This window comes from Massilia sp. DJPM01, assembly GCF_030348125.1.
In the GTDB taxonomy this organism is placed as follows: domain Bacteria; phylum Pseudomonadota; class Gammaproteobacteria; order Burkholderiales; family Burkholderiaceae_D; genus Telluria_A; species Telluria_A frigida.
Genome location: NZ_JAQOZV010000095.1, coordinates 1 through 12691, shown reverse-complemented (window position 1 = coordinate 12691; position 12691 = coordinate 1). Strand labels below are relative to the sequence as shown.

The 12691-nt window shown below is 57.0% G+C and carries 12 protein-coding genes and 1 pseudogene; 2 read left to right on the top strand and 11 right to left on the bottom strand.

Annotated elements, in window-relative coordinates:
• The coding region (locus PO883_RS32740; protein WP_289313504.1) for a DUF2177 family protein at positions 1-357 on the bottom strand (357 nt) is incomplete at its 3' end.
• 154 nt (positions 358-511) lie between these two features.
• Positions 512-1423: a helix-turn-helix domain-containing protein gene (locus PO883_RS32735; RefSeq protein WP_167093954.1), complete on the bottom strand. Its 912-nt coding sequence runs from the start codon at positions 1421-1423 to the stop codon at positions 512-514.
• A gap of 140 nt (positions 1424-1563) precedes the next feature.
• Here PO883_RS32735 and PO883_RS32730 point away from each other — a divergent pair, with 140 nt between their 5' ends.
• Both PO883_RS32730 and PO883_RS32725 read left to right on the top strand, forming a co-directional pair.
• Positions 1564-2085, top strand: coding sequence for a hypothetical protein (locus PO883_RS32730; RefSeq protein ID WP_289313503.1), 522 nt, complete (start codon positions 1564-1566; stop codon positions 2083-2085).
• A gap of 253 nt (positions 2086-2338) precedes the next feature.
• A pseudogene (locus PO883_RS32725) lies at positions 2339-2822 on the top strand (transposase); the annotation flags it as partial.
• Positions 2823-2965: 143 nt separating this feature from the next.
• Here PO883_RS32725 and PO883_RS32720 read toward each other — a convergent pair.
• From PO883_RS32720 to PO883_RS32680, 9 genes are all read right to left on the bottom strand, one after another.
• Entirely contained in the window at positions 2966-3388 is a 423-nt protein-coding gene (locus PO883_RS32720) for a thioredoxin (protein WP_289313502.1), read from the bottom strand.
• Entirely contained in the window at positions 3385-4749 is a 1365-nt protein-coding gene (locus PO883_RS32715; protein ID WP_289313501.1) for a hypothetical protein, read from the bottom strand. Before PO883_RS32715 ends, PO883_RS32720 begins: the two co-directional genes overlap by 4 nt.
• A gap of 16 nt (positions 4750-4765) precedes the next feature.
• Complete coding sequence (locus tag PO883_RS32710; protein ID WP_289313500.1) at positions 4766-5794, bottom strand: hypothetical protein; 1029 nt, start codon at positions 5792-5794, stop codon at positions 4766-4768.
• A gap of 32 nt (positions 5795-5826) precedes the next feature.
• Positions 5827-7242 (bottom strand): HNH/endonuclease VII fold toxin-2 domain-containing protein, encoded by a 1416-nt coding sequence (locus PO883_RS32705; protein ID WP_289313499.1) that lies wholly within the window; start codon positions 7240-7242, stop codon positions 5827-5829.
• The gene (locus PO883_RS32700) at positions 7235-7624 is read right to left on the bottom strand and encodes a DUF4150 domain-containing protein (protein ID WP_167089515.1); all 390 of its coding nucleotides are present in this window, start codon (positions 7622-7624) and stop codon (positions 7235-7237) included. Before PO883_RS32700 ends, PO883_RS32705 begins: the two co-directional genes overlap by 8 nt.
• Before the next feature lie 12 nt (positions 7625-7636).
• Complete coding sequence (locus PO883_RS32695; RefSeq protein ID WP_167089513.1) at positions 7637-8758, bottom strand: hypothetical protein; 1122 nt, start codon at positions 8756-8758, stop codon at positions 7637-7639.
• A complete protein-coding gene (locus tag PO883_RS32690; protein ID WP_289313498.1) occupies positions 8755-9879 on the bottom strand; it encodes a DUF2169 domain-containing protein in 1125 nt (374 codons plus the stop codon). Before PO883_RS32690 ends, PO883_RS32695 begins: the two co-directional genes overlap by 4 nt.
• An 8-nt stretch (positions 9880-9887) precedes the next feature.
• The gene (locus tag PO883_RS32685) at positions 9888-10406 is read right to left on the bottom strand and encodes a DUF6484 domain-containing protein (RefSeq protein WP_289313497.1); all 519 of its coding nucleotides are present in this window, start codon (positions 10404-10406) and stop codon (positions 9888-9890) included.
• Positions 10406-12691: type VI secretion system Vgr family protein (locus tag PO883_RS32680; protein ID WP_373890131.1), on the bottom strand; the 2286-nt coding region annotated here is incomplete at its 5' end. The genes PO883_RS32685 and PO883_RS32680, both read right to left, overlap by 1 nt.

The window sequence follows — 12691 nt, the reverse complement described above, 5'->3', positions numbered from 1 at the left end:
CGTGCTAGCGACACAGCCCCAGGCTATGTCGATCATGGCCAGGCTGAGGGGCCAGTCGCGCAGTGTTGCGAGATTGGACAGGTCGTAGGTGGCGTACGCGACCGTGCCGAACAGGGCCGCCGCAGTCAGGGTGGTGCGCAGGGTGCGGCGCGGGCCGTGGGGTGCGAGGGCGAAGAACATCAGGCCGATCGCATACAGCAGGTAAAAGGCGATAGCCGCGCCGAAGCGTGGCTGGGCGGCCATGAGGTGGCCGATGCCGTCGGCGTAGATCGATTTGGCGATAACACCGAGCCACAGCACATCCAGCAGCACCATCCCGGCAATGAGAATGAGGTAGGTAATCAGCAGTTTGCTCATCGCGGTCTTTGGTGGATAAAGTACAGTGGAGCATACGCGTTTCCAGCTGCTTATGCCGCGCTGGACAAGCTGCGCAGCACTGTACTTGCCACGCCTGGTGGAACGACACGCTGTCGTTCCACCAGGCGCGTTTCAGGCGCTACATTGACTGATATCAGAAGCGGTCAAATGCCCGCTTTGTCACAACTTCCAGCGCCTTGATGTCGCTTTCGGCCGCAGCGCGGTTAGGCGGCGTGTAGATCATCATGACGTGGGTGCCGTTCTTTACAAAATTGATCGACATTGCCGTATTGGCCGGTGCCTTGCATGCAAACGATGCGTGGGCATTGGCGCCCAGTTGCGGCAAAGGCACCACGGTGCAGATTTTTGTGGATGACGCCATGATGTTGCCCAAGGATTCCTTGGTGCCGTGCTTGCTGGTCATGCCGACCAGGGCCGAGCCGCCTGGATTGGCGGAGGCGATGCAGTGGTTCGCGGCAAGGCGCTGGACCGTCGGCTTGCCCTTGCCGAGCAGCGTAGTTACTTCGGCCGGGGTGAACCATTCGCATTCGCCGTACGATTGCGCCGCGTTATCCTTTTTGCCGCTGCCGATGCGACCGAGGGTGAGGAGGGATTCTGCGACGTTGTCATCGATTTTGCCGTTGGCACGGTAACTGATCACAAACAGGGAATCGCCTTGCAGGGAAATGAAGCCCGCTTCGCCTGGGTTGGCATCCTTTGCGCTCATGCCGAAATACGCTTCCTGGCCGACGGCAGGGGTGCTGGCATTGCGTTTCAGGGCAGCGAAGGTGGTCGCCTTGTAGCTGTCATAAATGGCTTTGGCTTCCGACGCTTTCGGGCGCTTCTGGACGGTGGCGGTCATGCTGCCGCCGTTGCTCAGCGAAAAGGAGCACATGCCGGACGGGTCGGCGAAATCCATGCGCGCCTTGGGATCGTTGAAGGCCTTGATGACGTCCGCTTGCGGGATCATCGGGCATTCGGCGGCCGCGTAGGCGTGGCTGCTGGCAAACAGGGGCGCCATCAATGCAACGATGCTGGCGAAGTTGGTGAATTTTGTGTTCATCATTTTTACTTTTTTCGGCTAGGGAGGAGTAAATACGTCTTTTGGCTGTCAATAATTGCGCAATAACCGTGAAGTTCATTGTGGATCTGAGAAGGCTTTCAATGTGGCCTGCCGGCGTTCAGGATTCAGTCTGACGCGGCATTTTGCGCCAGTTGAGAATTCGGAGCACTTTAGATGATATTCAGGTGATTGGCCGTTCTTGCGACCTTTCGTACATCATTTGCGCGTTGCGTATTTTGCACTGCCAGGCGCGTCAAAGCAATGCGCTTGTTGGCTTTTTTTTAACTAGGAAGTTGATGTGCCGGATGGGGAAGACGGACGATAGATTAAATAAACAATTTTTGTCAGTAAGATTGATAATCTGTCTCGTTCCTCAAAATACGATGCCACCTTACACCATCGAAGCGCCCCAAATCGCCCTTGCCGTTTACTGCGTACATATCGTCACTGGTGAATGCGCTCATGTCGGAAAAGTCAAGAATCGAATTATCAATGTGGGCTGTGAAATATCGGACGGCTTGCATAGGCAATGCCTGATGTATCGTTTTCCATTAAATATTCCAGACACCTGCCGTCATCATTTTCTTCAGATTTACAACCATGCTCAGTTCGTGATTTTAAATGGAGCACATTGTTTTTCAACAAAAATCAAACGCGCTGAATAGTTTCCTCCATTCCGTCCCGTCGTTAAGGCACGCGCCGTAAGGTCCAGCGGTCAACAAAAATCTTCCGTCCTGGTTAAGGTCCAGGCGTCCCCCGTTCGCTGGATTTGGCGCGCCCGCTTCAACCCTTTGAGGCTCTTGCAAAACTGGCGTAACGCATGGGAACGGCTTGGCATCGCAAGCATAAAGGAGGGTTTGGGCGCACCCATTTCTGGCATGATGTAGTTTCTCAAGACTTCACCAAAACGCCCACACAATGGATGCTACCCGACGCGATCTGATCATGCAACGCTGGAATGCGATTCAACATGATGTGCTTCCCGAGTTGCGTGCCGAAGTGCCGAAGTCGGCGTCGTGACACCGAAACTGGCCCGCGTAGCGCATGTTCTTGAATGGGCTCGGGTGGAAGAATTTGTCGCTCACTCGTGGTGCGGCATTGGTCGGCCGCCACATGTCCGAGCTTGGTTGGCAAACGCCTTTGTTGCCAAGGCCGTACTCGGCATCGGCACCACGACTGGCCTGGTGGAACGCTTGACGATGGACAAGCCATTGCGTCGCATTTGCGGCTTCGCGCCGTATGCCAAGCTTCCTTCGGAAGCGACCTTCTCGCGGGCGTTCGCCCAATTCGCCGAGACCGGATAGTCGAGCGTGCCTACGAAGCCATGATCAAGGAACATCTGGGCGGTGAATTGATCGGGCATATCAGCCGTGACGGCACTGCTATCGCAGCACGCGAGCGCTCAAGGTGAAATTCCTTGGGCCTACTCATCCAACCCGCAGGACGTGAGTCCGTGCGTGTAGAGTGCATGGCAGTGTCGAACACGAGCAAGACCTGGCTCCCGAACGTTCTACATGCGCACATGCTCGTATGTGCGCATGCCGTTTATTCAGGCGCCCAGTCTTGCACCAGGAGGCGTGCGCGAATGCCGGGATCCGGTGCTGCATCGTGGCTGGGATCGCGCAGAACGCCTTGGGAGCGAATCCGATGAATCAGGTCGCCCAGCGATCCCGCTTTGCCCTCTACGGGGACGCAGCCGAGTAGATTAGTCCCGTGATACGCGATCAGCATTGGGAGAGTGTCCGGTAGATAGTCGCCAATAAATTCTGAATGATCTTCCAGATCCAGCCAAAGCCAAACTTCGTCGATGCTGGCCTGCGCGGCCAGAGCATCGTACTGAGGGCGTACATGTCGGCAGGTAGCGCACCATGCTTCTGCACCAATGAGGACATGCAGCCGCGCGTTTGGAGGCGACAGACGTTGCGCCACGAGGCTGGCATCATTCCATGGATCCAACTGTTGGTTCATAGCGTCGCCCCGGAATGAAACAGATCGTCATCGAGTTGGTCCAGCGCGGCGATTTGTTGGCGGGCACCGCCTCGCATCACGACGCGCGCCACTGGATGATGAAGTTGGAGATATTGAGCTGCAATACTCCGAACTGCGTGAGGCGCCACTTCCAAAAAATGCATTGCTAGTTCTGGGTCGAGCGGTTGGCCGCGTAAATGCCGCTGACCCTCTTGCAAGGGAATGCGGACGAAGTGGCGGACTTTCTCAGCATCCGGCAGCTTTAGCCCATGATCCACATCTGTGCGGGCGTCGCCGGTGGTGTCGCTAGGTGTTTGCTCTGGTTCAGCCATGGTGAGCTCGGCGCTCGCCAAGTCCACGCCGGTGATGGTTTGCCACACCCAGCCGGCATAACGCGCCGTGTCGTTATCGCTTAGCCTTGCTTGCACGTGCGGTAAGTGCGCTGGATCGCCGTGGTAGGCGATAAATCGCAGTGCCAGTCGTGGCGGCATGAACTGCAAGAGCGCATTCAATTGCGGATGCCCGATTGGCACCATTCCTGCCAGGTGTTGTACCCATCGGTTAAGCCGGCGCAACGCCTGTTTGCGATACCACCCCTTGGTGTCGGTCAGTATATTCACTTGGCTAATGACACATTGCCAGAGGGTTTCCGCCGCCAGGAGCGAATTTTGGCTTCTGTCGTTCGGCACCGGCATGGCTCTATAGCGTCGTGCCACGGAAAACGCTGCCTGTGCCCGTACGGGCATGTCGGGGTCTGCCAGGCACTTGTGCAGCGCCACCTCAATTTCGCCCTCGCCTCCGCCCAACGCAGCCACCCTGCACGCGGCCGCACGAACATGCGCATCCTCGCTGTTAAGGAAATTGATCAGGGGTTGCGATATGGCCTCTTGCGCTTCATCGCCACAGAGCGCAGCGGCGCGCAGTGCCGCGACTTGGACGAGGGGAGCATTGTTTTCCTGAGTCCATTGCGCGATGCAGGTCAGCGCGGAGGTCGTTGGAAGCCATGCGATCGCACTGATCACGCCACGGAGTAATTTCTCAGGCTGCGCGCGGACGTGCAACAGGAGTTCTGCGAGCTCAGACGGATCATTCCGACCCAAGGCGGCATAGGCGGCAACAAAGGCTTCACCAGGCTGCTTCCAACGTTCCAAGGCGCTCAAAGTAGGCTGCCACCCGGGGGAACCTGCAACGCTGATTCCTTCCAGATGCGCGTCCAGCAAATCGCTAAATCGTGCCAGTTCGCTCAAGCTGAGGCGTGGCGAATCGATGCTCGCCTCATGTTGCGCCCAGTAGAAAGCAGCGTCCTCGATATGTCTTTTAACCAGTGCAACAATGACCTTGTGATTGTTTCCTATTTGCATATGCGTCGTCGTAGGTTCACATGAAGTCGAAAGCGTTGAATAGCCGTTTCCAGCCGGTGCCATCGTTGAGGCAAGCGCCGTGCGGACCGGCGGTAAGCAGGTATTTACCGTCCGGGCTCAGATCGAGCCGCCCGCCATTCGTCGCGTTTGGAGCGTCACTTTCGACTTCGCTCAGGGGCACCAGGCGTTTCCTGTTCCGGTCGACTGTCCATAATCCTTCCTGAGCACCCAAATAAAGGCGCTGATTGAACCAGACCGAGTCAACCGGTTGATATCCCCATGCGATGTCGGCTTCGGCGATGCGTTTCCATTGATCGGCGCGGCCTGCCCACACACTGCCATTCAATTCCGAGATGTACACCAAGCCGTCGCCGGCACAGCATACGGTCGACAAAGGCACATTGGTCGGAAGTGAACAGTCGTGCCAGCGGGTGCCATCAAAGCGCCATACATCCCCTTTGCCACCAACCGCGTACATGTCGTTGGCGGAAAATGCACTCATGTCCACGAAACCCAAGCTGGTAGCATAGGTTTTTCCAGCCTCGACGTCCCTCGGTACGGGCACCCCTTTACCTTCCTTGCCCAGTTCTACCCATTGTTCGACGCCGATACGCCGGTAGATTTTTCGATAGTTACCCAATGCGTAGATCTGGCCGGCCGCACGGACAAGTTTATTGATGATACCTACCTCGCCGCGGTAGGTTTTCATGTCGATGACCTGGTCGATATTCTTCTCGCCGCCCATGCGCAGAGGGCTTGCTGAAAATACTTGGCTGCCAATATCCACAGCCACATATTCGGGCGGATTGACGCTGCAGGCTATCGTGCAAAAATCATAATTGGGACTCTCCACCACGCCGAATCTTTTATCCAGTGGCCGATTGATCGACATGGTAATAAAACGAATTTTCGGCAATACATCTCTATCATCTTTCTCTTCGACGGCGATAAACCCAAATCCTTCTGCTCTATTGATGGAACAATCATATATGGTGTAGCCACGAAAAATATCGTTCCAAGACTTTCTATCAAGTACTTCTTCCATATAGTAATCCGTTTCGCTGATTGAGTTTTGCTTTAGAATTCTGGCAAGTTAGGCCGAATGATCACCTCCGGTCCTCCACGGCTCTCGCCAGAATGAGGGCTTACTTGTGCGCCTTTAAGTGGGCCGCAGCTATGTTCGTCTTTCATGGATTCATCCAGTTGCGCTTTGAGGCAATTTGGATCGCAACCGTAGGCTTGCGCCAGCATAGTTGAAATCTCATCGCGCGCTGTGGTATAGGGCATATCCGTCGATGTGCGGTGCCTTTGCATGAGGGCCGCTGTACCCGCGTGCGCCATGCCGTGGCTCCCGTTAGCCGCACGATTGGTTGTACCCTCCAGGCAGATGGTCAGCGCTTTTTTCTGATTATAGTCCTTCCAGCAGTCGCGCAATCCACCTTCCACCATTTTCGGCTTCCCGTCCACGGTTTCTTGCGTGTACTTGTTGAACATTGCTTTAGGTAAAACGTGGTGGCCGGTCTGGCCGGGACAGCAGCCCTTGCCCTTGTCTGTTTCTCCACTCTGATCATAGGGTACCAGCAAGCATTTACGCGCTTTAATACACGGATTCGCAAAGGCAATGCCGGCCATGGTGCTTGCCATCACATCCTCAAGTCCACCTGGTGCGAGTATGCGCTGGTATTCCGCAGCCTTTTCCACGGCGTCGAATGCGGCTTTGGAGACAGCCTGGAATTTTGTTTCGATGTCGTTGGTCATGATCGCGCCAGCGGCATTGCCAATTACATGCCCCAACGTTTCCCACATGGATAGGCGCGAAAACGCTTTGGCGACGACCGGCGACCCTTTGACAAACGCGGCTCTTTTTGCTGCTTTTTCAGCGGCACTTTCAAGGATATCATCGGCGTGGTCCTTGAAATAGTTTTTGGCAAAATTCTCCAATTTTCCCATGGCCGCGCCTTTTACGTCCTCCGCTATCTTGCTGAGTTCGCCAACTTTATCCTTGATCTGTTGCTTAAACCCTTCAGTGTTGTTGACTTTTGCACCGTCCGGACCATGTTGGCCACCCGGTTTATTCCACAATCCGCCGCAGTGGTTTTCCATCCATTTATTCTTGTCGTTGCGAACGTAACCACTCCTGGTTTTACCAGCACCGTCTAGTGCCGTGGCCGCCTTCTTTAATTCGCGTGACAAGCTTCTGGTTGTACCATTAACGTTTGTTGGATTGAGCTTTGCCCCCTCGGCGGCTTTTTTGGAGTCCTCTTCGGCATTTGCTTTGTCATTGCACGCATCTTTGATGCGCGCCTTATCCTTCCGGCAGGATGGATGCATCGTCCTGCTGTCAAAATAATGAAAGTCGGCCGTGTTAGCCGGCGAGTAACGTGCCGGTCTGACAACGCGAGTGCGTCTGTTATCTTGTCGCGTTTCGGCCGAGGTGGCGCGCCGTCTTTTTTCCCGGGCTGCTTTCAGCCGTTCTGCCGGTGAGTCAGCCATGATTATGTGTCATAGGGTCATTGTGTCGGCAAACGTTGAGGCCCTCGAATTTCACATTCGGTGACCAGTCGGTGAAAAACGCTTTGCCTTTAATCACCGCTGTTTTCTGGCCCTTGGCAAAAGCCAGCGTGGCGGGTTCATTCCCGACGCTATTGGCCAAATAGGAGACATCTTTCAGCGCGACTGGCGTGCCGCAAATAAACACGGTGGTGCTGCCTTGTTGCAGTTGGTTGGCAAATGCAGTATTTGGATACGGGATTAATAATGGCCCAGCAGTTGGCGCAGGCGGGCTCCAGCACGGATCCGGGAAAGCGGCACTCGATTGCCCGTCAGCGGCCTTTGAGCAAATTTCGTTATCGTTCGCAAAAACGTTGGTATCCATAGGCGTGTCTTTCTAACTGGAATGATAGTTAAGTATAACTGCGCTGCGCATGCCATGATCGTCGGCCAGATGCAGCATGCCGCATTCCCCAGGACTGGCGCGGTGGGGCATCAGGCGCGACAAGTACGCGAGCATGGCCGGTCCGGTCGCGGCCCCCACTTCACCCAGGCAGTCAGCAATGGTCAATAATGGCAATTTGTGTCCGCCAACCGGTGCGACCCGGGTAATGGCGTTAGATGCCTCGCGCGCGAAAAAAGCCTCGCCGTTCTGATCGCTCATGCGGAATTCAAGATCGGCGTATTCAAGTGTGCTGGCTCCCAAGGCCGCGCGGAAGGCCTGCGCCAAGCCCTGCGCGCGACTGGGGACACTGCCATCCGGACGGCCGGGTTCGTTGCCGGCGCCAAAGCCCACGATGTGCACGCAGGCCTGCTCAGCGGCTTCGGCAGCGCCTGCCGTCGCGTTTGGTCCAGCTTTTTGTAGCAAGATTGCGGCTGCGGCCTCACCCGGAATGAAACCGTCGGAGTTGCCCGGAGTTTGCAACCGTTCGCTGTTCAAGTAGTAGTTGATGGTCGCCGCGTTGAGATAGGTGTCGGCACCGACCAACAACACAAATGGATAGTCTGGATGGTCGAGAAACTCAGTGGCCTGCTGCAATGCCGGCGCCAGGCCGGCGCGGCCCAGCCGCAGGACCCCGGAACTTGGGTGGAACTCCTGATCCAAACTCTCGATTGCTTGGGTAAAGACGCGATTGAACCATTCACCGTCGCATCCGGTACGCTCAGGCAGCGGTGCAAGCCAAATCAGCGGTACTTTCGTGGTGTCTAGCCACGGCACCTCACCAAGGCAATCATCGATTGCCAGCGTGATCCAGCGCGCTAGCCTGGTCGGGCCCCAGGTTTCCGTATCGTCCAAGCGAGCGACCGTAATATTGTCGTGTTGGTAGGTGCGAAAATCACTTTGCTGAAAATGATCCATGTTGGCGCGTATTGCACAGGTAGCCGCCGCCAGGTTATAGCCCACGGCACAGCAAAGCCCGGCAGACCGGATGGCCAAGGAAGTTGACGAAACCGATTCCGTGGCGGGGCGGCTGAAAATATTCCAGAAACGCGATGGTGGCGTAGAGGAGACTGTCATGCGTATACTTCCTCGGTGTCGTCCGTTTGATCATTGCAACCAACGCAGCCGTCCTTTCCGGTTCTCTTGCCTTCCCACCAGGCAGGATCGACTGCGCCGGCCGCGATCAGTTTAAACTCTTGGATGCGCCGCTGGATCGGTACGCTCACGCGCCAGATTGCCGAGAAGCGGGCCTGCTCCGTTTCAAAAAACAGCGTATCGACCACAGGCGTCGGTGTTACCACGCTGTAGTCGTGACGCAATATGCGGACCTGCAATTGGTCGAGCTTTGGCAGATTGAAACGAATGTCTTCGCGTCCTGCCACCATGTTTCGCAATATGACCTTTTCGCCACCGGTTGGATATTGAATCTGTTGGTCTTGCGGCGCACATTGGTGATACTGTTCATCAAAATCTTCGGGCAGGAAGGGCGCGATTTCCCGCTGCCAGTGTTCGTCATAGGTGCCGACATAGCGTGTTCGTGGCTGCCAGTGGCGCGCGACTGCCGAGAAAGCAATCGGGCTGTACTTCCCGGTCGGGCTGGTGATGTTTTCATCGAGGGCTTGCAAACAAGGGGCCGCGGCGCCATCAAGATCGCCACCGGTCTTGTTACCGCCCCAGCCGAGACCGGCTGGATTGTCCAGTAATGCTTCGCTCAGGATCTGGGCTCTGGCCCCTCTACCCTGGGGGTAGGTTCGGGTACCGCCAAACGCGAGACCATAGTGTAAGGGCATACTGGTGAAGTGGGCTGGTTGGCTCAGCCCGTACATGCCCAGGCGCTTTTGCCAATGCCGGGAACCGATGGCTTTCAAGCCTTTTTTCAGTGTGCCAATTTGAAATGCCACAGTGAGCTCGCGCACTGCTTCTCCCTGCGGTGCGTGTGCACACGCGTCGAAGAGGACGTCGCAGCGCGGTTTGAACCGGGCGAAGTCTGAGCCGTAACGCATGGCACTGGCACCTGGCTCGCCAAAAAATTCGTCCACCTGCGACAGCGCAGCAGGAGGTAGCGGCCGCGGCCGCTGACCATCATTTGGAATTTGCCAGCTGGCTTTGATGACAATGACGAGGTGTTCCCGCCCATGGATATCGAGCGCCGTGGCGATCTCAGCCAAGTAATGCTTGGAACCAACCATTATCTCCATGCTCGCCCCTAGTTAACGTTGACCGAGCCGCCAAGAATGCGATGCGTCGCGCTGGCCTGGCTGGTGATATAGGTGCCACGAAGCTGGATTCGGCCGTCGGCGCTGAGGATGAGTGCGGCCTCGCCACAGCGAAGTTCTATTTCATGCTGCGCGGTGAGTGTCACCCGTTCACCGTCGAGCAACAGCTCGTCGGGAGCACGGGCCGGAGCAGCGGGTGTGGCGAGCATCACCCCGAGTACGATAGGGCGCAAGGGATCGCCCGCTTCGAATCCCAACGCGAGCGCTTGACCGATCTGGCTTGGATCGAGGGGGCTGATACTACGCGCCGGTATCCGGCTCAGCCCAAACGTGGCAATGCTGACCAGGATGCTACCGTCTTCCCCCATACCCTCGAAAATGCCTACCGCGATGCCATCGGCACGCGCTGGCCGTGGCGGGGTCTGCGTTATTACGTCGCGCAAAAGCTGTTCGGCCGATGCAAGTTCGATCGTGGGCATACTAGCGCTGTCGGGCTTACCTTGGTTCATCAATTTTCCAGGATTTTTTGACCCTTCATGGTGATGTTGCCATCCGCCTTGAAGGTTTGTTCATCACTCGTGCCCACGCTAAAGGTGTGCCCGTTAAAAATAATTGTGCCGTCGGCTTTCATGACCAGACTGGCCTTGCCAACCGTGATCGACAATTCGGTACCGGCTGTAATGGAAATCGATTCGCCCACGGTGGTCGTCTGGCTTGTGCCCACCACGGTCGACATGAACATTCCAACATTCAGGCTGTAACCCAAGCCCACGTTTTCCATCCGTCCCAAGCCCACGTTCTGCATGTACGCCATGCCAATGGTTTCGGTCTTGAACTTGGCCACATTAATCGACCAGCTCTTCCCGATGGAATCTTTTTCGTTCTTGGCGACCGACTTGGTACGATTGCCGCCGATATCAATCGTCTCGTTCTTCCCCACATCCTCGGTGCGGTTATCCCCAATGCTGATCTTCTCATCGTGGTCCACCCGCTCGGTGCGGTTGTTGTGAATCGTGATCGTTTCGTTGTTGTCGACCGTCTCGGTACGGTCGTGATGCACCGTAATCGTTTCGTCGCGGTCGACCGTCTCGGTGCGGTCGCGCTTGATGTGATTGGTCTCGTCGCGATCGATCGTCTTGCGGCGGTCGTTGCCGACCCATTTATCCTCATCGTGCTCGACTTCGGTCAGCTGGTCCTTTTCCGCATGCAGCCAGAGCTGTTCCTTGCCTTTCTTATCCTCGAAGCGGATCGCATTCGCGTTCTCGTAACTGCCGCCAGGCGTCGAGCGCGACAAGATACCGCTCTGCGTCTTGTTCTCCGGCAGAGTCCACGGCGGCATGGTGTCGGTATTGGGCACCATGCCGGTGATGATCGGCCGGTCCGGATTGCCATCCAGGAATTGCACAATCACTTCGGTCCCGATGCGCGGAATCGACGTCATCCCGAAATTCGCGCCCGCCCATGGCGTGGCCACCCGAATCCAGGCCGAACTCTTCTCGTCGCTGGCGCCGACCCGGTCCCAATGGAACTGCACGCGCACCCGGCCATATTTATCGGTATGAATTTCCTCGCCCGCCGGCCCGACCACGGTCGCAGTCTGGATGCCATGAATCTTCGTCTCGACGCTGTTCAAGGCACGCGGCGCGCGCCACGGAATGATCCGGCGGATCGCCGTCAGCGTGTTCTCGTAGCGCGACGGCTCGGTCACCTTGACGTGATAGTTATTGGTGGCGTGGTGCGTGACTTCGATAATGAGAAATTCGCGCGCCTGTGCATCGTCCCCGCGCGGATCGGCGTCGAAGTGCCCGGTCAGGCGGAACCAGCGCCCCGGCATCACATAGCGGTTGTTGCCCGCGCCATCGAAGCGCTTGCCTCCCGCCTCGACCGATTCCATCTGGCGCTGCGCCACGTCGCGCGCGTCGCCGCTGTCCTTGAAGCCGAAGGCGCCCGAGTATTCGTACGATTCGATATTCGGCACGTCGCCTTGCTTCTGCACCGTCGGCAGCGAGGTTTGCGCCGGGCGGCCGGTCTTGAAGTCGTACGAGGCCAGCGACACCGTGCCCTGTACGACCTGGCGCCCCGGCGACCATTCGCCGATGCCATCCTCTTCATGCGCGCCGCCATGGCGCTGGAACGGCATCTCGGGCCGGCCGTCAATCGGATCGGCGGCGGTGGAGTCGTCCGACAGCACCAGTTTGTGGCCCGCTTCGGTATGCTCGAACCAGTAGAAGATGCCAGCCCGGGCCCAGCGCCGCTCCAGATAGTTGCTGTCGCTCTCGTCGAACTGGCAGGCGTCGGTCATCGCGCCAGTGGCGCCCTGGACGCGCCAGTCCCACTCGGCCAGGCTGCCATAGTCGCCGAAGATGCTCGACGTTTGCTGGTACAAAGTGGTGTTGTGGAACAGGTAGTTATCCTTGCGCATGCTCAGATACTGATACCACGGCCCCAGCTTCGCCTCGTAGTAAGACACGCCGCCGTCGACCGTCTTCAGGCCGAAGCTGAACACGCGTCCGGTGAAGTAGCGCATCGTGCCATCCCTGCGCACCAGCTGGACGCACATCATCTTGCCCTGCAAGTCCTTGAGCGCCACATTGGGGTCGTTGGACAGCAATTCGACAGTGAATTCGAATGGACGCGACAAGGCTTCAAACGCGTCCAGGCGGTTAACCAAAAGTTGCGAGGCGGGACCGTCGCTGTTCGGAAAGGACAAGCGCAAAATGCGATCATGCTGCCGATCGCTGATCAGGTCCTGAAGACTAAAAGACGATTCGCTCATGCGATGTTCCTGTTCATC